Source organism: Pseudomonas capeferrum (assembly GCF_000731675.1).
GTDB classification, from domain to species: Bacteria; Pseudomonadota; Gammaproteobacteria; order Pseudomonadales; family Pseudomonadaceae; genus Aquipseudomonas; species Aquipseudomonas capeferrum.
In genome coordinates this window covers 1,025,606-1,046,311 of record NZ_JMIT01000001.1, presented here as the reverse complement: position 1 = coordinate 1,046,311, position 20,706 = coordinate 1,025,606, and the positions used below count along the sequence as shown (strand labels likewise).

At 63.9% G+C, this 20,706-nt stretch carries 18 protein-coding genes and 1 pseudogene; 3 read left to right on the top strand and 16 right to left on the bottom strand.

Features of this window, described 5'->3' with window-relative positions:
* Positions 1 to 63: 63 nt before the first annotated feature.
* From PC358_RS04565 to PC358_RS04555, 3 genes are all read right to left on the bottom strand, one after another.
* A complete protein-coding gene (locus PC358_RS04565; RefSeq protein WP_033697852.1) occupies positions 64 to 987 on the bottom strand; it encodes a LysR family transcriptional regulator in 924 nt (307 codons plus the stop codon).
* Positions 969 to 1,358 carry a Rieske (2Fe-2S) protein gene (locus PC358_RS04560; RefSeq protein WP_033697851.1) on the bottom strand — a complete coding sequence of 130 codons (390 nt, stop codon included), beginning with the start codon at positions 1,356 to 1,358 and terminating at the stop codon, positions 969 to 971. The genes PC358_RS04565 and PC358_RS04560 overlap by 19 nt, the downstream gene beginning before the upstream one ends.
* Before the next feature lie 64 nt (positions 1,359 to 1,422).
* Positions 1,423 to 2,547 carry an FAD-dependent oxidoreductase gene (locus PC358_RS04555; protein ID WP_033697850.1) on the bottom strand — a complete coding sequence of 375 codons (1,125 nt, stop codon included), beginning with the start codon at positions 2,545 to 2,547 and terminating at the stop codon, positions 1,423 to 1,425.
* Positions 2,548 to 2,766: 219 nt separating this feature from the next.
* Between PC358_RS04555 and PC358_RS04550 the strand changes: the two genes are divergently transcribed.
* Complete coding sequence (locus PC358_RS04550; RefSeq protein ID WP_033697849.1) at positions 2,767 to 3,690, top strand: LysR family transcriptional regulator; 924 nt, start codon at positions 2,767 to 2,769, stop codon at positions 3,688 to 3,690.
* On the opposite strand, the gene PC358_RS28375 is transcribed toward PC358_RS04550, so the two are convergent.
* Together PC358_RS28375 and PC358_RS28370 are read right to left on the bottom strand one after the other, a co-directional pair.
* Positions 3,680 to 4,489, bottom strand: coding sequence for a methyl-accepting chemotaxis protein (locus PC358_RS28375; RefSeq protein WP_420847909.1), 810 nt, complete (start codon positions 4,487 to 4,489; stop codon positions 3,680 to 3,682). The genes PC358_RS04550 and PC358_RS28375 overlap by 11 nt on opposite strands.
* Positions 4,490 to 4,567: 78 nt before the next feature.
* A pseudogene (locus tag PC358_RS28370) lies at positions 4,568 to 4,756 on the bottom strand (HAMP domain-containing protein); the annotation flags it as partial.
* Positions 4,757 to 6,051: 1,295 nt separating this feature from the next.
* On the opposite strand from PC358_RS28370, the gene PC358_RS04540 reads away from it, so the two are divergent.
* Together PC358_RS04540 and PC358_RS04535 are read left to right on the top strand one after the other, a co-directional pair.
* Positions 6,052 to 7,209 carry an alpha/beta hydrolase family protein gene (locus tag PC358_RS04540; RefSeq protein WP_033697848.1) on the top strand — a complete coding sequence of 386 codons (1,158 nt, stop codon included), beginning with the start codon at positions 6,052 to 6,054 and terminating at the stop codon, positions 7,207 to 7,209.
* Positions 7,210 to 7,231: 22 nt separating this feature from the next.
* Positions 7,232 to 8,167, top strand: coding sequence for a VOC family protein (locus tag PC358_RS04535; RefSeq protein ID WP_033697847.1), 936 nt, complete (start codon positions 7,232 to 7,234; stop codon positions 8,165 to 8,167).
* A 99-nt stretch (positions 8,168 to 8,266) separates the two neighbouring features.
* Here PC358_RS04535 and PC358_RS04530 read toward each other — a convergent pair whose 3' ends face one another.
* The 11 genes from PC358_RS04530 to PC358_RS04480 all read right to left on the bottom strand — a co-directional run bounded on the left by PC358_RS04530 (position 8,267) and on the right by PC358_RS04480 (position 20,648).
* Positions 8,267 to 9,100 (bottom strand): cache domain-containing protein, encoded by an 834-nt coding sequence (locus tag PC358_RS04530; protein ID WP_033697846.1) that lies wholly within the window; start codon positions 9,098 to 9,100, stop codon positions 8,267 to 8,269.
* A 4-nt stretch (positions 9,101 to 9,104) separates the two neighbouring features.
* Positions 9,105 to 10,109, bottom strand: coding sequence for a formylglycine-generating enzyme family protein (locus PC358_RS04525; protein ID WP_033697845.1), 1,005 nt, complete (start codon positions 10,107 to 10,109; stop codon positions 9,105 to 9,107).
* Entirely contained in the window at positions 10,106 to 11,743 is a 1,638-nt protein-coding gene (locus tag PC358_RS04520; RefSeq protein ID WP_033697844.1) for an arylsulfatase, read from the bottom strand. The genes PC358_RS04525 and PC358_RS04520 overlap by 4 nt, the downstream gene beginning before the upstream one ends.
* A gap of 17 nt (positions 11,744 to 11,760) precedes the next feature.
* Positions 11,761 to 12,549, bottom strand: a complete 789-nt coding sequence (locus PC358_RS04515; protein WP_033697842.1) for a cyclase family protein — start codon at positions 12,547 to 12,549, stop codon at positions 11,761 to 11,763.
* A gap of 11 nt (positions 12,550 to 12,560) precedes the next feature.
* Positions 12,561 to 13,541: an NAD-dependent epimerase/dehydratase family protein gene (locus PC358_RS04510; protein ID WP_033697841.1), complete on the bottom strand. Its 981-nt coding sequence runs from the start codon at positions 13,539 to 13,541 to the stop codon at positions 12,561 to 12,563.
* Positions 13,532 to 14,524 (bottom strand): fumarylacetoacetate hydrolase family protein, encoded by a 993-nt coding sequence (locus PC358_RS04505; RefSeq protein WP_033697840.1) that lies wholly within the window; start codon positions 14,522 to 14,524, stop codon positions 13,532 to 13,534. The genes PC358_RS04510 and PC358_RS04505 overlap by 10 nt, the downstream gene beginning before the upstream one ends.
* Positions 14,521 to 15,093 carry a cupin domain-containing protein gene (locus PC358_RS04500; RefSeq protein ID WP_033697839.1) on the bottom strand — a complete coding sequence of 191 codons (573 nt, stop codon included), beginning with the start codon at positions 15,091 to 15,093 and terminating at the stop codon, positions 14,521 to 14,523. The genes PC358_RS04505 and PC358_RS04500 overlap by 4 nt, the downstream gene beginning before the upstream one ends.
* A 79-nt stretch (positions 15,094 to 15,172) precedes the next feature.
* Complete coding sequence (locus PC358_RS04495) at positions 15,173 to 15,763, bottom strand: malonic semialdehyde reductase (protein WP_033697838.1); 591 nt, start codon at positions 15,761 to 15,763, stop codon at positions 15,173 to 15,175.
* Positions 15,764 to 15,771: 8 nt separating this feature from the next.
* Positions 15,772 to 16,977, bottom strand: a complete 1,206-nt coding sequence (locus PC358_RS04490) for an MFS transporter (protein WP_033697837.1) — start codon at positions 16,975 to 16,977, stop codon at positions 15,772 to 15,774.
* Positions 16,978 to 17,089: 112 nt separating this feature from the next.
* Positions 17,090 to 19,555 (bottom strand): efflux RND transporter permease subunit, encoded by a 2,466-nt coding sequence (locus PC358_RS04485; RefSeq protein WP_033697836.1) that lies wholly within the window; start codon positions 19,553 to 19,555, stop codon positions 17,090 to 17,092.
* 4 nt (positions 19,556 to 19,559) lie between these two features.
* Complete coding sequence (locus PC358_RS04480) at positions 19,560 to 20,648, bottom strand: WD40/YVTN/BNR-like repeat-containing protein (RefSeq protein ID WP_033697834.1); 1,089 nt, start codon at positions 20,646 to 20,648, stop codon at positions 19,560 to 19,562.
* Positions 20,649 to 20,706: the final 58 nt, after the last annotated feature.

The following is a 20,706-nucleotide window of genomic DNA, read 5'->3' as shown; positions in this document are numbered from 1 at the left end:
CCGATGCCTGAGGAAGTGAAGTTTCCTGCTGGCCGGCCATGACAGAAATTGATACCGCCGTGGTCAGCCCGCCACCTCCGTCAACAACTGGCGCAGCCAGACCAGCGCCGGGTCACCGTCCTGGTAGGCGTGCCATTGCATCACCTGCAGAGTGGCGGGAATGGCTAGTGGTGGTGGCAGCAGGCGCAGAGGAAAGCGCTGCGCGTAGAGGTGCGCCAAGCGACTGTGCAGGGTCGATAGGCAGGGGCCGCCAACGATAAACTCCGGTATCAACCCGAACTGGTCCACAGCCACAGCCACTCGCCGCGCCAGCCCCTGGCTTGCGATAAATTCCGCTTCCATGCTGCCCTGGGCGCCTGGGCCGGTCTCGCGAACAACATGTGGCGCTGCCAGGTAATGCTCCAGCGTGAGGCCGTCCATCAGGGCGCAGTTATCCCTGCAAGCAATGACGCTGAAGCTGTCTTCGAACAACGGTTGCTGCGGATGACGCGCCGAGCCATGGGCAAGCGGCAGGATCACCAGGTCGCAGTGCCGGTGCTCCAGGGCCTCATCCACCAGGCTGCCCGGCTCGGCTCCCCTTGGCGGCACCAGCGTGAGAAGTTGCAAGTCGGCCTGGGGCGCAAGGCTGGCCAACCGTCGCCTCAGCGCCGGCATGAGCACCGCAATAACATAATCCGACGCGATGATGCGGAACTTGCGGCGCGCCGCTCCCGGGTCGAAGCTTGCATTGGCGAAGGCAATGCCCCGCGCGCTTTCCAGTACCTGGTCGATACATGGGTGCAGTGACTGCATCAGCGCCGTGGGCAGCATGGCGCCGCCCACGAGGACAAATAGCGGATCGTTAAAATGCTCCCGCAGCCGACCCAGGGCCGCGCTGACCGCTGACTGGGTCAGGTGCAGGCGCACCGCGGCGCGAGTGACGTGCTGTTCGACGAACAAGGCGTCCAGCACCACCAGCAGGTTCAGGTCTAATCCATGGAAGCGCACGCAATAGCCTCATCGTTTGCCCGAGGGGCACCCTCCTCCAGCCATACGTTTCCCGAAACGTCGACCATTACCATCAGGGCTTGCAGTGACTGGCCCAGGCAGGGACCGAGCACGCAGAAGCCGTTGTCGGGTTGAAACAGCGCGCCATGAGCAAAGCAGACAATGTGTCGGCCATCGCCAGACATAAAGCGATCCTTGCGGTACTGCATGGCCACGTCCAGGTGCGGACACAGGTTTCGATAGACGCGCACCTGGCCACGCCAGCGCAACGCAAGCACGGTGTCACGCCCCTGGCCCCAGGGGTCGAACCCACGGGCAAGGCCTTCCTGCAACTGCTCGTCGCGGCAGAGCAATGTCAAATCCTGGGACACGCAGACCTCGATAACTCAGGGGGTGAACGCGTAACCAGCGGAATAGCCGCCACGGCTAGCAGTTTCAGATCGGTTCGGCGGTCAGCTTGAGCATCGCCTTGGTCAGTCCGATGCGATCGAACGTCGCGTCACGGGCCATTTCCCTCTCCCCGGCCATGATCGAGTTCTCGCTGATGTACTTGCAGCGCTCAAAACGGCGCGTCATGAAACGCTGAAGCCGCTCTTGTACCGAACCATTGCCGCGCAGTTCCAGGCTCAGAACCAACGCGTCCTCGATTGCCATCCCGGCGCCCTGCCCCAGATGCGGCGTGGTTGCATGAGCCGCGTCGCCAATCAGCAGAACACGACCTTTGAACCAAGGCTCGTCGACGAACACCACTTCCATGGGTTTGTAGACCACCTGGCTGCTGTCGGTAATCTGCTCGCGCAACTCGCCCACCAGGCCTGCGATCTTACTGATGCGGTCACGCATCAGTTCGGCCAACTGTGCCGGCTCATAGCGCGGGTTACCCGGCTCGTGGGAGGTGGAGAACATGTACATCAGGTCGTCGGACAGCGGTACCAGGCCGGCGTTACCCTCAGCGCCGACATAGCTCGCCAGATGATCAATGGAAGGATGTCGAGCAAAATTGTAGCGCCACACGGCCTGCCCGGTGAAACGCGGCTTGTAGGTGTCGCCAAAGAGCATGCCGCGAAGCTTCGAGTAAACGCCGTCGGCCCCCACAACCAAGTCGTAGCGACCAGCGCTGCCATCGGTGAAGCTCACATCTACGCCGGCCGCGTCTTGCTGGAAGGATTCTACCGACAAGCCAAGGCGTACCTGGGTGCCAAGGTCGATCGCAGTGGTGCTCAGCACCTGGTGCAGAGACAGGCGCGAGATACCGACGTTGGCGGGATAATCCGGGCCGGCCAAGCGCTGGCCCGGGATGCGTACCAGGGCATTGCCCTGCAGATCGTAGATGCCAACGTCCTCGAAGGCGTAGGCCGCTTCGAGGTAGTCGTCGAGCACGCCGAGACGGGCCATCTCTCGCACCACGTTGCTCTGCTGAATGATGCCGACGCCATAGACGGTCCACTCGGACTTGATTTCCACCAGGTCCACCGCAACGCCCTGACGGCGTAATGCGATGGCTGCGCAGAGGCCACCAATCCCGCCGCCGACCACGAGTACCTTGCTGATATCGCTCATGAATGAATCCTTGTTCTTGTTGTGGGAGCGCAAGGGCGATCGCGAGCGTGATGACCCGAGCATAAACAGTGTTTTGAGCGGGACCACGCCAGCGCTGCTGGGTAGCACAACAGCAGAGAGGTCCTTGAGGGCACAGGCTAGGAAGGCAGGAACAATTTGACTAATCGTTAGTCGGGATGCAGGGTATCGCGAAAATAAATACAACAAGGGATGCCCGTAATGCGCTTCAAACACCTGGATTTGAACCTCCTGGTGGCGCTGGATGTACTGCTCGAAGAGCAGAACATCACCCGTGCCGCCGCCCGCCTGCACATGACCCAATCGGCCACCAGCGGTGTACTCGGACGCCTGCGTACCTACTTCGAAGATGACCTGCTGGTGCAGGTGGGCCGCAAGATGATGCCCACCCCGCTGGCAAAGGAACTGGCATTGCCGGTTCGCGACGTACTGCTGAAAATCCAGACCTCCATCACCGCCAAACCGGTGCACGACATCTCCGGGAGTAAACGTCACTTCCGCATCATGGCCTCGGACTATCTGATCAGCGTGCTGTTCGCCGAGGCGATCCGCGAGATCAACCACGAAGCCCCGAACATCACCTTCGAACTCATCAGCCCCGGCCAGACCGCCATGGAAATGCTCATGCGTGGCGAAGTGGACCTGATGATCGCGCCAGAGCACTTCATCGTGAAGGAGCACCCCTCACAGCTCTTGTTCGACGAACAGCACGTCTGCGTGGTGTGCGCCGAGAACCATAGCATCGGCGAGCGTCTGACACTGGAACGCTACCTTGAGCTAGGGCATGTCGGCGTCGCCTTCGGGCGCAGCCGCACGCCCGGCATAGAGGAGTGGTTCATGAGCCAGTACGGCTGCAAACGCCGCGTGGAAGTCATCACCCACGACTTCAACACCTTGGCGCAACTGGTCATCGGCACCCAACGCATCGCCACCATGCACAGCCGCCTGGCGCGGCTCTATGCACGCAACCTGCCGCTGCGCATCCTGCCGCCGCCGGTGGAGCTGCCGGCCATGCAGGAATACATGAGTTGGCATCGCAGCCTGGATCGTGACCCCATGCTGCGCTGGCTGCGCGAAAAGCTGACGGAGATGGTCAACCGCCCAGAGTCTGCCGTTACCGCTTGAGCTCCTCGGCATCCGGCGTCCCGCTACGGAACGCCCCCACCGCATGGGTCAGATTGGCACTCAACCGCTGCAGGCTGCCCGAGGCCTCTTCCAGGCGGCAGCAGTCTTCAGCGTTCTGCTCCACCACCTGGCTGACCTGACCCACCGCCGCGTCCACCTGCTGGGCCATGTTGTGCTGAGTGGCGGCCGTGTGGGCGATGCTCCGGCTGGTGTGTTCGAGGCGCTCCATCGACGCGCTGACCGCGGCCAACACATCGCTGGCATGGCCGCTGAGCGCCACGCCCTCCCCGGTCAGTTTGTGGCTGCCGCGCAAGCTTGCGGCGGTGTCACAGGTCAGTTGCGTCAGGCGCTGGATCATCGCGTCGATTTCACCGGTGGAATTGCGCGTGCGGCTGGCCAGCGCCCGCACTTCGTCCGCCACTACGGAGAAACCACGGCCATGTTCGCCGGCACGGGCCGCCTCGATGGCCGCGTTGAGGGCCAGCAGGTTGGTCTGCTCGGCCACGGCGTTGATTACGTCCAGCACGGCGGTGATGCCCTCGCTTTGGCTTTGCAGCACCTGCATGGACGCGGCGCTGGCGGACATTTCACGCGACAGGCGCTGTAGGCTGTCACGGGTCTGGCGCACCAGACTGTCGCCTTGGCGAACCAGCAGGCCGGCTTCGGCCAGCGCCACCTGGCTGCCGTCCAGCTGGGCATTGGCCTCGGCGGCCGCAGCGCTCATGCGCTGCACTGTGTCCACCACCTGGTCGGTCTGCCGACGCTGCGCGCGTACCCCCTGCCCAGTACGTTCCACCATGCTGGCCAGGGAGCCGGCCGCGCCATCGAGTTGCGTCACCTGCGCACCAATGCGCCCCACCAGCGACCGCAATGCCTCTAGCATCATACCGATGGCATCACTCAGACGGCCCAGTTCGTCGGAACGCCTTGAAGGCGCCAGCCGTTCCCCCAGGTCTCCGGCCGCCACTCGCTGGGCCTGGCCAAGCATCCGGCGTAGCGGCACGACGATGGCGCGGCGAATCCCCAGGCAGGCGCTGACGCTAAACAGCAGTGCCAGCAGCACCATGGCCGCCAGTTGTAGGTCAAGGCGCTGACGCGAAGCGGCATTGGCGTTGTCTCGCTGTGCCCGCTCTGCCTCCAACAGGCTCGTCACCTTGTCAGCCGACGCCGCCATGTTCGACTGGGCGAGGACAGCCGACTCGCCGCTGACCGCGAAGCGGCGAAAGGCCAGGCGGTATTCCTCCAGTGCCTGGCCTGCTTCATCTAGGGTCTGGCGCTGTTCGCCGTCCAGGCGCGACGCCAGGTTGACCAATGCGGTGCCCATTTCGTTGCTGCGATTCTCCCAATCGTCGCGGTAGCGCTTCTGGGCATCCAGGGTGAAGTACAGCTCACTGTCCCGTAGGTTGGCCAGGCGCTCGCGCAGACTTGCCGCCTCTTCCAGCAATTGCATCTGCTGCGCGACGGGTGCTGCACCGCCTTCAAGGCCCTGGTTGATGTCGTCTAACTGATCGAGAAACAACCCACTGAAACGCTGCCCGGTACCTTGCGCCTGCGCCTGCATGCGCAAACGCGCCTCGACCGCTTCGCGCCGTGCGCCGGCATAGACTCGAAAGGCTTCCAGGTACTCTGCAACATTGGTTTCCAATGCATGGCGCAAGCTGGCGCCCGGTTGTGCCCCGGGCAGTTCCGCAAGCAGGCGCCGCAAGCTGTCCTCGACCTGCTCGGCCGCCGCTGGTGAGGCGCGCAGGCCAAAGTCCTTCTCCTCCAGCCGCGCCTGGGCCAGGCGGCCCTGCAAGCGATCGAGACTGCGCAACTGTTGCGCGTCGGACTGCGTTGCCCGCACCGCATGCATCGCAGTGAGCGCCATGGCCAAGGAGCAGCTCAACACCAGGCCGAAACCCAGCGACAGCTTGCCGCCGACGCTCAGAGGGCCCAGCCAGCGGGGCAACGCACCGGTCGAAACGTCATGGGTTTGCGTGGTGAAAGGCATGGGGAACCTCCTGGTGGGTGGGGCGCAGCGCGCAGCCGCGTACCCTAACCAGCCCCGGGTTCGCCAACCAATCGATACTGACAATGCGTGCCATCAGCGTTCGCCATGCCTGCCGTCTTGGCGGCACGCCAGGTATCTCGCAATCCGATAGCTGGCATCCGAACAAGCGATTTGTCCAATCCTTTGGCCCATGCGAGCTTGCGCAAGCTGCCCCAAGGGGTGGCCGACGCCCGCGTCACTGCCTGATGCGGGAGCGTTCACACCGGGTTGCCCGACTTGAGCCCTGCCGATCTGCGAACAGCGCCTCGGGCGATAGCCCTGGCTGTGCAGGGTCGATGGCGGCCAGGACCAGAAGAAGGAAAAACAACAATATGTTCCGCTATTTTCCCACCAACTACGTTTGGAACCTCTCGGTAAACCTTGCTATCGAGATGGGTGCGCGCATCGGTGAAATCGTCGAAATGTGCGAACCGCTTCAGGAAGCCGCCAAGCAACCTGACGCCGCCGGAACCCGTGCCTTTCGAGAAGCCTGGTCGAAGACGGCCGACAAACTCTGTGACCTGGCCCGCGAGGACGAAGAGAAAGGCCGCCTGCTTTCAGCCGGCGAAAAGTACAACCGTGCCGCAACCTATTACCTCACAGGTGAACGCCTGCAAGCTCACGGCGCCCCAGGTCGCATGGAGCTTTACCAGCGCTTCCTCGACACCTTCGCCCGCGGCATCGCGCTCTCCGGCGAGAACTGCGAGCGGGTCGAGATCCCCTATGAGGGCAAAGTCATTTCCGGGCTATTCATCCGTGCCGAAGGCGTACAGGGGCCGACGCCTCTACTGCTGCAACTCAACGGCCTGGATTCCACGAAAGAAATGAAATACCGGGTTGGCCTGCCGGCCTGGCTCGCCAAGCGGGGCGTGTCATCGCTGGTGATCGACCAGCCGGGCACCGGCGAAGCGCTGCGCCTGCACGACCTGAAAGCCCGTTATGACGCCGAGCATTGGGGCAGCCGCGTGTTCGACTGGCTGGAAACCCGCGAGGATGTGGACGCCAAGCGCATCGGCTGCGAAGGCGTGTCGCTGGGCGGCTACTACTGCCCGCGTGTGGTGGCTTTCGAGCCGCGGTTTGCCTGTGGCGTGGTGTGGGGCGCCAACCACGACTGGCGCGACGTGCAAAAGCGCCGCCTGGAACGCGAAGGCAGCTTCCCGGTGCCGCATTACTGGGAGCACGTGCGCTGGGTCTGGGGCGGCAAGAACATCGATGAATTCATGACCATCGCCGAAAACGTCCACCTGGACGGCGTGGTGGAGCGGATCAAGGTGCCGTTCCTGGTCACCCATGGCGAGCAGGATTCACAGATCCCGCTCAAATGGGCCCACCGCACCTACGAACAACTGGTCAATAGCCCCAAGCGCGAACTGAAGATTTTCACCCCGCGCGAAGGCGGTGTGCAGCACTCCAGCTTCGATAACTCCATTAACGCCGGCCAGTACATCGCCGACTGGGTCGCCGAAAACCTCGGTGGTCGTACCGCCTGATAGACGAGAAGAGAAACCGACCATGAAGATCATCGGACCTGATTACCTTGTGTTCGGCGTCGACAACGTCGACGCCTGCGTGCAATACCTCACCGACTACGGTTTGAAGCCGGGAAAGCTGGACGAAGCCGGCGGCTACCTCGAGGCCCTGGACGGCACCGGCATTGAAATTCGCCACCGCGACGACCCACGCCTGCCCAAGGCCATGGAGACCGCGAACACCCTGCGCGAAACCGTTTACGGCGTAGCCGACGAAGCCACCCTGCAGGCCATCGAGGCCGAACTCTCCAAAGACCGCACCGTAGTGCGGGGGGAAGACGGCGTGTTGCGCGTGGTGGACGACATGGGCTTCGCCCTGGGTTTTCGCATCACCCTGCGCCGCCCCTTGGCAATGCCTGGCGAGATAAGCAACGCCCCCGGCGCGGAGCTGGGCCGCGCCATCAACTCGCTGGGCGCCAGCGACGACATGCCGGCTTTGCCACGCAGCCTGTCGCATGTGGTCTATTTCGTGCCTGACCACGCTAAGGCAGAAGCGTTCTACACCCGCCTGGGCTTTGTATGCACCGACCGCTTCGTCGACACCGGTCCCTTCCTGCGCCCGGCTGGCACCCAGGACCACCACACCCTGTTCCTGATCCAGACGCCGCCGTTCATGAAAGGTATCGAACACTTCACCTTCCACATGGGCGGCCCAACCGAGGTGATGATTGCCGGTACCCGCTTCGTCGAGAAAGGCTATGAGTCGTTCTGGGGGCCAGGGCGTCACCAGCTGGGGTCCAACTGGTTCTGGTACTTCAACAGCCCCATGGGCTGCCACGTGGAATACGACGCCGACATGGACCTGCATGACGAGCGCTGGACCGCGCGGATTGCAGCCCCCGGTGCCGACAACTCGCAGTACTTCCTCTTTCACTACCAGGAAAAATGGGCCCCTGGCGGCCCGCCACCCAAGCATTGAGGGTGGGTGGCTCCACGGACGCTAACACGCCGTTAGCGGGTCGCCCCGATACCCTGGGACGACCCGCTCTTCGTCTCCCGACACCCGGTTGGCGAGGGGTCATTCAGACTGCTTGTAATACCCTACCGCCACCAGTAGATTGCCAGTCTTGCGCAGTAGCGCATATTTGTCTTCCACCTTGCCGGTGACAGGGTTTTTCCACCGGTAATCGTATCCGCCCTCCTTACGATTCTTCATAAGCGCCAGGATTGGCTCACCCACCGGCTTGCCGTCCGGGTCTCGCACTTGGGTGAATTTTACGCCCAGCAGGCGCAAGTTGTAGCCGTGAGCGACATAGCGCTCGGTATCGAGGTTGATGACAAAGACATAAAGGTCGTCGTCACGAAAGCTTGGCGACAGCGCATTGATGGCAGCGAGACTTGGCTCCCGAGTTTGCTCCAGTGCCGCGACGGTACGATCCAGCAACTGTTCAGCCTGCTGCGGTGTAGCCCGGGGCAAATAGAGACCAACGGCGATGACCCGGTCACCCACGCGCTGGAAAAACACCTTCTTGCGCTCCGCCAGGCCATCGCGTGCGTTCATCCAGCGGTACTCGGCGACCCGCACCTCCCCTTCTGCGCCATTCAAGGCCTGGTGAAAGCCCTCGCGAAGCTCCGGCTCTAGGGCAGCGCTGACATCCCGCCCAATCAGCACAGCCGAGGTACCACCGCTAGCAAGCATGGTGCCGTGGGTGTCGACCACAAATACATAGTGCTCGCCATCGATGAACTCCCCCTGGCGGCTGAAAGCGGCGAAGGCGGCATCGCCTTGCGACCGATAGTAGTCGACCGCCTGCTGCAGCAGGCGCCGGGCATCATGCTCTTCATCAGCCATTACAGTAGTGGAAACGATCAGGAGCGCGCACGCGCCCCACAGCATAGGAATCAAGCGCATGGATTCACTCCGAGTGGGTCAAGGTTGTTGGCGGGATACGGCGAATGGTGCGAAAGCCCACATGAGAGGTCGCCAGGTCCGCATCCTGGCGCTCACGTGCCGCTGTGCGATAGCGGGCGCAATAGGACGCGGCGCAAAGGTAGGAGCCACCCTTGATGACCTGGGGACGCGACGGTGCTAGCGCGCTACGCAATTGGCTCGGATCGCCATTGGCGTGGCTAATCAGCGGCCCCCACTGGGCATCTGCCGTCCATTCCCAGACGTTGCCGATCATGTCGAACAGCCCAGAGGCGTTGGCGGCAAAGCAACCCACCGGGGCAACGCCAGCGAAACCGTCCTCAGCTGCGTCCTGTACCGGGAACACACCCTGCCAGTAATTTGCTGAGGGCCGGCCGTGGCTGTCGCGTGGTTCCTCGCCGAGACGTTGCGAGGGGTCAACGCCGCGCGCTGCATATTCCCACTCGGCCTCGCTGGGAAGGTCGTTGCCGCGCCACTGCGCGTAGGCCTGGGCATCGGTCAAGGTGACCAAGGTCACAGGGTACTGGTCCGGGTTGGCCAACGGCCCGTCCGGGCCCGATGGGTGGCGCCAGTCAGCACCCTTTACGTAACGCCACCAAGGCAACGCCGACCCGTCGCTGGCCGTGCCCAGCGGTACGTGGAACAACGCGGCGCCACCGGAGCGCTCAGCCTCGGTGATGTAATGGGTAGCCTCGACAAAGGCGCCGAACTGCGCGCGGGTAACTTCGGTGCGATCGATCCAGAAGTCGCCGACGTGCACTGCGGCGAACGGTCGCTCATCCGAGTACCCCCCATCAGTGCCGGGGGTGAAGCGCCCGCCGCTGATGCGGACCATCCCGGCCAGCGGGTCGTTGCCCCAACCCGCCGGCAAGCCACCGTAGGCCTCGCAGCCGGCGACATTGCCCAAGGGCAGGCTGGTGGGCGGCCGCGCAGCGACCGCCGCCAGGGCCAGCACACTCAAGCAACCGAAGACGATGAGCTGGCGCCTCATGGGGCCTTGGCCAGAGGCGGTGCGACCACACCGACCCGGCGGGCGTAGTCCTGCCAGGCCTGCTGCAAGCGTTGCGTCGTTTCCGGCTGGCTGGCGGCGAGGTCGTGCTGCTCGCCGCGATCGTGCGACAGGTCGAACAACTGCCAACGCAACGGTGGCTGGGGCTGGCCCGGCATGCTCCAGGGCACCAGGCCAAGGAGTTTCAGGTTACCTTCGCGGTAATAGCGACTGCCAAACAGCTCACCGGCCATTACCGGCTCAGCCCGGCCTTTGCCTTCGAGCATCGGCAACATGGAGCGGCCGGTGATGGGATGCTTGGGCTGGCCTTGGTACTGGTCACCCGGGTCCGGCAGACCCGCCAGGGCGAGGAAGGTCGGCGCTAGGTCATCCACCCGTGCCACGCCACGCTCCAGCCCCTGGCGACGCAGGCTGGCCGGCAATTGTACGATGGCCGGCACGCTGATACCGCCTTCGGCGGTGCTGCCCTTGAACAGCCGCAGTGGCGCCGCGCTCACCTCTGCCCAGCGCAGCCCGTAGTCGATCTGCGACCCGCGTCGGCCAAGATTCTCCAGGCGGTTGTCGGTATTCGGCCCAGCGGGGTAGTACTGCTCGTGGCGTTCGCCAGCGGGGCCGTTGTCGGACATGAAAACGATCAAGGTGTTGTCCATCTGGCCGCTGGTCTGCAGGTAATCCAGCAGGCGACCGACGTTGTGGTCGAGGTTGTCCACCATCGCGGCGTAGATCTCCATCTTGCGCGCCTCGATGCGCTTGCGCTGGGGGTCTAGTTGGTCCCAGCCAGGCAACTGCGGGGTGACCGGGAGCGGCGCGGCGCTCTGGAAGTCGGCAGGCAGCAGGCCTTTCTCTTTCATCCGCTCGATTCGCGCTTGGCGAACCGCGTCGTAGCCGCCGTCGTAGCGACCGCGGTATTTATCCAGGTAAGCCTGCGGTGCCTGCAACGGCCAGTGTGGCGAGGTGTAAGCCGCATACGCGAAGAAGGGTTTGCCACTGCCCTGCCCCGTCTTCAGGTAAGCCAGCAACTTGTCGGTATAGAAGTCCGTGGAATAGAAGTCATCCGGCAGCTCCACTGGCTTGCCATTCTCGCGGTAAGAGAGTTGTTCGATCTTCGCGGTCGAGCCAGGGGCGGGCTTGAAGTGCACCCCACCCCCTTCGAGCAGGGTGAAAGACTGCTCGAAGCCACGACGGTCCGGGCCCTGCTCCGGGGCCAGGCCCAAGTGCCACTTGCCGACCATGGCGGTACGGTAACCACCATCGCGCAACAGGCCGGCGATGGAGTGCGCCTGTTGGTTGAGGTAGCCCTCATAGCCTGGCTTGCCTCGCTGGAACGGTTGCATCCCTTCGGCCATGGTTCCCAGCCCGGCCAGGTGATTGTCGGTGCCGGACATCAGCATGGACCGGGTCGGCGAACAGGTCGGCGCGGCGTACATGTTGGTCAGTTGCAGACCACTGGCAGCCAGGTGATCAAGGCTCGGTGTGGCGATCTCACCACCGAAGGCGCCGAGGTCGGAGTAGCCCAGGTCATCGGCCACGATCAGCAGTATATTGGGGCGCTCGGCCGCACCGGCGAGCACTGGCGCAAGGCACGCCAAGGCCGCCAACAGTATGCGCAATCGCATGGGGGTTGCTCCTGTTCTTATTCTTCGAAGATGGCCACGGCGCGGACGAAGCCGGCCGAGGCGTGCTTGATCTTGTAAGGGAAGCAGGACACCAAAAAGCCGCTGGCCGGCAGGCTGTCAAGGTTGGCCAACTTCTCCATCTGGCCGTAGCCGATATCGCGCCCGGCCTTGTGGCCTTCCCAGATGATTGACGCATCGCCACTCTCGGCGAAACGTTCGCGGGTGTACTTGAATGGCGCGTCCCAGCTCCAGGCGTCGGTACCCACGACTCGCACGCCGCGCTCCAGCAGGTAGAGGGTGGCTTCACGGCCCATGCCGACGCCTGCTTCCAGATACCCCGGCTCGCCGAACAGGCTGCCGGCACGAGTGTTCACCAGCACGATGTCCAGCGGCTGCAGCTCGTGACCGATACGCGAAAGCTCAGCGTCCACCTCCGCGCCAGTCACCACATGGCCATCGGGCAGGTGGCGAAAGTCCAGCTTTACTCCCGCTTGCAGGCACCACTCCAGCGGCAGTTCATCGATACCGAACGCCGGCTTGCCGCCGTCGGTGGTGGATGCGTAATGCCAGGGCGCATCCATGTGAGTGCCGCTGTGGGTGGTGATCGACAGGCGCTCCGCCGCCCACGACTCGTGCCCCGGCATCTGGTCCAGGGACAGGCCAGGGAACATCGCGGCCATTTCTGGCCAACCCTGCTGGTGGTCCATGTAGTCGATCTTGGGCAGCAGCGGCGGCGGGTCGGTGTAGGGGTTGTTGTCCAGCGTTACCGAGAGGTCGACGAGGCGGCGTTTACGGGCAAGGGTCATGGCAGCAGGTCTCAAAGGGTTTGCAGTGACGCGCGCGCATGGCGCGGGCGTTGGCTCAGGTTAAGGGCGTTACGCACCAGGGCTTGGGCAGAACCATCGTGATGAAATCCCAGGGCCCGCGATTGCGAGGTACGCAAAGGCGGATAGCGGCCGAACAACGCCTCCAGGTCCGCGTGCGGCTGGTAACTCACCAAGGCGCGACGGTCGTCGCCGAAGGCCTCGGCCAGGGCTTCGACCACTTGGTCCATGGCCAGGTGCAGCACAGGCAACTGCCACACCCGCTGAGGGCCGGGGTTTTGCAGTTCGGCGGCATGCAGCAGGTTGTCGACGCAGCAACGCGCCGACATCCACCAGGCGGTGGCCTGCGGCGATACCGGGCAGCAATATTTTTCTCCAGCGGCAAGGGCGTGCATCAGGTCGCTCATGAAGGCCGAACGCAAGCCATTCGGCTCGCGGGGCCGTGCGACGATGCCGGGTAGCCGCAATGCGCGGCCATCTACCTCGCCACGGCGGGCGAGGTCATTGAGCTGGGTTTCCACCATGACCTTGTGCGCGCCATAAGACAGCGCCGGACGCGGTATCCACTGCTCGTCCATGCGTGCCGGTAGTTGCGCGCCGTACACGGCCACGCTGCTTGCGTAGACCAGCACCGGTGGCCGCGCAGCGCTGCGCAACTGATCAAGCAGTTCCAGGGTCGCCAGCAGGTTCACCTGCCGGCCCAATGCATAGTGCTCCTCCGCTGCGCCGCCGGGGACGCTCACCAGATGGAACACGACATCCACGCCATCGGCCAGGGCGCGGCGTAACAGGGTCGGTTCTGCGATGCTGCCGGCGAGCAAGCGCAGGCGCGGGTCGGAAGGAAAACCCTCCAGTTGCTGATCCAGTAACACCAGCGCTTCCAGCGGCTGGCCGCGCAGCTGGCCCTTGTCCAGCAGTCGTTGCACCAGCAAGCGTCCAAGGAAACCGGCAGCTCCGGTAATCATCACGCGCATGGCGGGGCTGCCTGGACTACCTGCTGGTCGATGGCACCGAACAACGGCGAACCATCCGTGTTGCACGCCTCCATGCGAATGCGGTGACCGAATTGGAGGAAGCCGGTGCGCGGCGCACCCTGTTCGATCATTTCAATGGCGCGGCGCTCGGAAATACACGCCGATCCCACGCTGCGGTCGGCATTGGAAACGGTGCCGGAGCCAATCACGCTACCGGCGCCAAGGCGACGGGTCAGCGCGGCATGGGCGATCAACTGGTGGAAGCCGAAGTGCATGGCGCCGCCATGCGGGTGGCCAAACCACTGGCCATTCCACTCCACGTTCAGTGGCAGGTGCACGCGACCGTCGCGCCAGGCATCTCCCAACTCGTCTGGGGTAACGGCCACCGGGGCGAAGCTGGAGGAGGATTTGGCCTGGACGAAGCCGAAGCCGGTCTTCATTTCCCGTGGCGCCAACGCCCGCAGGCTGACGTCGTTGACCTGCAGTACCAGGCGAATATGCGCCAGTGCCTGCTCGGCCGTGCAGCCCATGGGCACCTCGTCCACCAGCACAGCGAACTCGCCTTCGAAGTCGATGCCGTGGGCCTCGCTGGGCAGTGCAATGTCCTGCCGCGGGCCAAGGAAGTCGTCGCCAGCGCCCTGGTACATCAGCGGCGTGGACTCTACGCCTTCGATGGGCGCAAGGTTGAACGCTCGCTGCATCAACTCGCCGTGGCTGAGGAAGCAAGAACCGTCCAGCCATTGCCAGGCACGCGGCAGCGGCGCCATCACGCGGTTGGGGTCGAAGTCGAAGGCGCCGGCGAGTTCACCGTTGTTAAGGGCATCGTAGCGGCCGCGCAAGTCGGCCTCCACGTTCGGCCAGTGATCCACGGCCGCTTGCAACGTGGGGGCGATATCGGCGGCGTCCACCGCACGCCTCAAGTCACAGGAAACCAGTAGCAGGCGGCCGTCGCGGCTGCCGTCGTCGAGTGTGGCAAGCTTCATTGCAGCATCTCCTTGAGTTCGGGGGCGTAGCGGCCGTCAAGCAGGATGAAGACCATCCGCGCCATGTTCTCGGTGCGGTTGCTCCAGGCATGGTTGGTGCCGCGCTGGACCACGATATCGCCGCGCTTGAGGTGGACTTCCTCGCCGTCGAGCACCAGCCACACCTCACCCTCGGTGACGAGGCCGTAGTCGAGGGTTTCGGTGCGGTGCATGAGCTTGTGCCTGGAGTCCGCCTTGCCAGTGCCTGCATGGGCTTGGCCGATCTCGGCGAAGGCCGCAGCGGCATCCTCGGCGCTGACCTGGTTCTGCACGCTGTCCGGCGGAATATCCACCACGCGGATCACGCTGCCCTGGGCGCCGGGGGAAAGCTGCAGGGGCTTGTCGGTTGGGTCGGCGCCATTGTCCAATCGCGCCGGGCTGACGCTGCTGTTCCAGACCTCATAGAACAGGGTGCCGGGCACCGCCTTGAGCGGGAAGTTGTTGGGCGTAGGGCCTGCCAGGGTGACCACGGCGCGGCCCTCGTTGTCGTGGCCGGTGACCACGCGCTGGAATGGGGGAAGTGCTCGCATGAAAACTCCTTTCAATCAATTGCCGTCACGAGGGGCCATCGTCGACGATCGTGTTCTGTGCGCTGATAAAACCGGCTGCTTAGAGAATGCGGCAGCCTTGCTCGAAGGACAGGCGCGGCCCGGACGGGCGCAGACCCGAATCGTCGCCGTAGCCCAGGCTGCAGAGAAAGTTGCTGCGCCAGCGCCCATCGGGGAAGAACGCGGCATCTACCTCGGCGTTGTCGAAGCCCGACATGGGTCCGCAATCCAGCCCCAGGGCGCGGGCCGCGAGGATCAGGTAGGCGCCTTGCAGGCTGCTGTTGCGCAGCGCGGCGACGAAGGCCGCCTGCGGGTTGTCGCGGTAGACGGCACCGGCGTCGTAGATCGGAAACAGCTCGGGCAGCAGCTCGAAGAAGCGACTGTCCCAAGCAACGATGGCGGTCACCGGGGCCTGCAGCATTTTTTCGCCGTTGTGGCCCTTGAGGGCTGGCAGCAACTTGCGCTTGGCCTGCGGGCTACGCACGAAGACAAAGCGCGCCGGGCAGCAGTTATTGCTGGTCGGGCCTTGGCGCACGGCCTGGTACAGCTGCTGAAGCAGTGCATCCGGTACCTCGCGGTCGAGCCAGTGGTTGTGCGAGCGCGCGCGCAGGAACAGTCGGTCGAGAGCGGCGTTTTCCAGGGATTGGGGCATGGCTACCTCTAGATGTGATCAGGCGTGGTGGTAGCGCCAGTGCCGCGCGAACGGAAACACTTCGCCAGCACCACGCAGGCGAGCGCCAGCAGCACCTGGGCGACAGCCACAACGGTCAGGGCGCCAGGCAATTGGGCGACCACGCCGCCATTGAGGGCCAGCACCACCAGAGGGCTGATGAACTCGCCGGCGAATAGGGCCGCGGTGAAGCCTCCGGTGGCGCGGCCGCGCTGCGTGAAATCGACCTGCCTCATCACCCCGGTGATCAGGGTCGGCAGCATCAATCCGATGCCCAGGCCATTGATCAGCACCGCAACCACCACCAGCGCTGGGTTGTCGGTGGTGGCCATCAGCAACCCACCGACCCCGGCTGTGGCGAAAGCCAGCAACAGCAGGTGTTGCCGGCGCTGGCCGTTGAGCAGGCGGAAGCTCAGTGCACCGGCCAGCACGCCGAGCTGGTTGGCGCCCATGGTCATGCCGATCTGCTGGGGCGAATCGACGTGCAGCAGGGTGAGCAGGAAGCCGGCTTGCACCGGTACGATGAATAAGCTGATACCCGCCAGTACGGTGAGCAGGTACAACGGCAAAAGCCTGCGCCACGGGAAGTCTTCCGCCTTGCCAGACAACGCGGCGGCTTCAGCGACCTTCGGCTCCCAGAGCAGCATTGCCATCAGCGGCAGGAGCAGCAGGCCTGCGCCGTAGAGCACGAAAGGCAGACGCCAGTCGTTTTGCCCAAGTGCGCCGCCCAAGGCGATGAACACTGCTGCCGAAAGCGAAGTGGCGACCATCTGCAGGGCGAACAGGCGCTCGCGGCGCCCGCCCTGGTAGTAGTCACCCATCAGCGTCGTGCAGCAGGTCATGATGCCGGCTTCCGCCAGGCCCAGGCCGGCGCGGCTGATGACGATTCCCAGCAGCGACTCTAGCCACAGCGGCAGCAGCCCGCAGAGGCTGTAAAGCACCATCGAGGCCAGCAACAGCGGCTTGCGCCCCAGGCGGTCGGCGATGACACCGGCAAACGGCGCCAGCAGCGCGATCACCAATGCAGGAATAGTCAGGCTGATGGGCACCAGCACTTCGGCGCCGGGTGTATCGGCAAAATGCGCCTGCATGCGCGGCAGTACCGGTGCCAGCAGCACCGCGCCCAGCACCGGCAAACAGCTGCCGAACAGCAGCAACAACGATTGCGGCAAACCCGCCTGGCGCTCAGTACTCATTGCAGTGCGCCTCCATGGCCGTCCGTAGGCCGCGTGGCAGTGCGAGCCAGAGGGTTTGCAAAGTCTCGATCAGTGGCGTCATACCCATGTGCTCTTGTTGTTGGGGCGAAGGTCAGCGGGTGGCGGTATCCAGCAACAACGGGCGACCAGTGGCGGCGGCCTTGGCGGGCTGCATATCGGCAACGGGCTCGGCGGCGACAACTGCATCGCTGCGGCGGGTCGCTGGTAGCAGGAAATAGGCAAGCGCTGGCAACAGCAGTAGTGCGCCGACCATGTTCCAGACGAACATGAAGGCCAATAGCACGCCCATGTCGGCCTGGAACTTGATGGGCGAGAAGATCCAGGTGCCGACGCCGATGGCCAGGGTCACGCCGGTGAGCATCACCACTTTGCCGGTGGAGACCAGCGCGCGGTAATAGGCTTCGGAAAGGCTGGCGCCCTGGCGCAGGTGGCCAAGCATGATGCTCATCACATACAGCGCGTAGTCGACGCCAATGCCCACGCCCAAGGCGATCACCGGCAAGGTGGCGACCTTGACGCCGATGCCCAACCAGACCATCAACGCCTCGCAGAGGATGGAGGTAAGCATCAGCGGAATCACCGCACAGAGGGTGGCGCGCCAGGAGCGGAAGGTGATCAGACACAGCAAGATCACCGCGCCGTAGACCCAGAACAGCATCTCGCGATTGGCTTCCTTGACCACGATGTTGGTAGCGGCCTCGATCCCGGCGTTACCGGCAGCCAACTGGAATTTGACTTCGTCGGTGTCGTTGGCAGCGGCGAAGGCTTCGACGTGCTCCACCAGCCGGGTCAGCGTTTGCGCCTTGTGGTCGGAGAGGTAGACATAGAGCGTGAGCAAGTTGCACGACTCGTTGTACAGGCCGCGCGGCGCGCTGGCGGTGATCATGTTGAGCATCGCCTGGTTGTTCTGCAGTTCGTACCACTTGGGGCTGCCTTCGGAGAGACCTACCAGCATCCGACGGTTGAGCAGCGCCAGCGAGTTGGTCGAGTCCACGCCCGGCAGGCTGCGCAGTTGCCAGTCCAGCTCATCGACCTTGCGCAGGATGTCGTAGCGTGCGCAGGCGCTGTTTGGTGTACGCACCATGATCGCGAAAAGATCGCTGCTGGCCCCGTAACTGCGGGTCATGAATGCATCGTCCAGGTTGTAGCGCGAGTCGGCGCGCAACTCCGGCGCCCCGGCGTCAAGATCGCCGATGGCCAGGTTCAGGCTGACCAGGAAGCCGAGCGCTGCCATCACCAGGCTGACAACCACGCAGACGGCGGCCCAGGGCTTGCGGGTGAACAGGTCAAGGAAGCGCCAGAATGCATGACGCACCTGGCCCCCCTCCTCGGCCCGCTCGCTTCTAAGGCTCAACGCAGCAGCGTGAGGACTGACGCCGACATAGGAGAGCAGCACCGGAAGCAGGATCAGGTTGGTGAAGATCAGCACGGCCACACCGATGCTGGCGATGATCGCCAGGTCCTGGATCACCTGGATCTGGATAAGCATCAAAACGGCAAAGCCCACGGCGTCGCACAGCAACGCAGTGAGGCCTGCGAGGAACAGTCGGCGGAAGGTGAAACGCGCAGCCACCACGCGGTGCATGCCGCGACCGATGTCCTGCATGATGCCGTTCATTTTCTGCGCGCCGTGGCTCATGCCGATGGCGAATACCAGGAACGGCACCAGCACCGAATAGGGGTCCAGTTCGTAGCCCAGAAGGGGCAGCAGGCCAAGCTGCCAGACCACCGCCACCAGCGAGCAGAACACCACCAGCACGGTGCTGCGCACACAACGCGTGTAGCCGTAGAGCACCACCGTGGTGATCAGAATGGCAACAGCGAAGAACAGCAGGATCTGCTCCAGGCCTTCGATCAGGTCACCCACTTTCTTGGCGAAACCGGTGATGTGGATATCGACGCTGTCACTCTGGTACTTAGCCCGCAGGGTCTCCAACTGATCGGACAACACCCGGTAGTCCAACGGCTTGCCATCGGGCGTGCGCGCCATCAGCGGCACGTAGATGATGCTGGAGCGCTGGTCGAAGGCTACCAATTGACCAATCTCGTTGGACAACTGCACGTTGCGCCGTAGTTCGCCCAGCGATGACGGGCTGCCATCGTACTCATCAGGAATCACCGGGCCGCCGTCCAGGCCCTCTTCGGTCACCGAAACCCAACGGGTGGCAGGCGTCCACAGCGACTTCATGTAGGCGCGGTCAACACCCGGCAACAGGTAGATCTGGTCGCTCAGCGCCTGCAGGGTACGCAGGTAATCGGCGTCGTAGATATCACCGTGGCGGTTGGTGACGGCGATACGCACCGCATTGCCGATTCCGGACAACTCCTTCTGGTTGTCCAGGTAGTTGGCGATGTAGGGGTGCCCGGTGGGGATCATCTTCTCGAAGCTGGCATTGAGCTCCAGACGGCCCGACTGCCAGCCGAGCAGCACGGTGGTCAGCAGGCACAGCAACAGCACCCAATGGCGGTGATTGAACAGTGCGCGTTCGATCAGCGATCCAGAGCGAGGATCGAAGCTATCGGACGCGGATGACAGGGTTTGGCGAGCGGAATTCATTGACTCACTCCGAAGCGGAAACGGTGGGCTGTGGCAGGCGCGAAAGCCCGGAGAACCCCGCGGCAACGAGGCTGCCATCGGCGGCCTGGACGATGCCTGAGACCGGTTTGCGCAATGATTCGGAAACCGGGGTGAATCCCGAGGGAGCGCTTGCAAACAATCCGCCCGCTTGATTGGCCAGCAGCACGCGACCATCGTTTAGAACACTGGCATCACTGAAGGACACCGGCGCCAGTGTCGGCAACGCTTCGGCGCGCTCGGCACCGGGCGCCAGGACAAACGCGTGGCCTTTGAGCCCGCCAATGAGCAGTGCACCGTCGCCGCGACTTGCCAAGGTGAACAGCGTGCCGGCGTAGGGGCTGCTTATCTGTTCGAAGTGTTCACCGTCCAGCGCTCGCGCTAAGTAGCCCTGCTCGCCGGCCAGCACCAAGTCATTACCTTGGTACGCCACGGCATACAGGTGCAGGCCCATTGGGTTATCGATCTGGCCCATCGCTGAATGCCAGCTAGCGCCGCCGTCGTCGCTGCGCATGGCCAGGCCGTAGGCACCGACCACCAGCACATGCTTCGTGTCACTGGCTGCCAGCGCCAGGAGCGGTTTGTCGGGCCCTTCAGCGAGCAGGCGTTCGGCGGTTTGTACGCGTACTTGTGCCGCTTCGTCATCCGCCTGGGTCGACAGCGCGCTTTGCGCTGCCTGCAATTCCAGCTGCGCTGCACGCAGGCCATCGAGCTGAAGTCGCCAGCTTTCGCCACCGTCGCCAGTCCCCAGTACCACACCGCCATGGCCCACGGCCCAGCCGACATTGGCATCGGCAAACTGCACTGCGGTGAGCCCCACCGACACCGGCACGCCGGCTTGACGCCAATGCTCGCCGTTATCATCGGATAGCAGGATCAGACCGCGTTCACCTACCGCCACCAGGCGCTGGCCCGCCAAGGCCAGGGCAGTGAAAACCCCGCGCTGAGGGTTGGCAACCTTGGCCGCCGGGCTCTGTAGTACGTCGCCGACCACCAGCCCTTGAGCCAGGCAATAAGGCGCAAAAGGCACAAGGAGGGCCAACAACAGGCCACTCAACTGACGCAGTGTGTTCATATCTACCTCGATTCTGTCGCAGGAGGGGAAGGCGCTGTGCACCCTCCCCAGAACATCG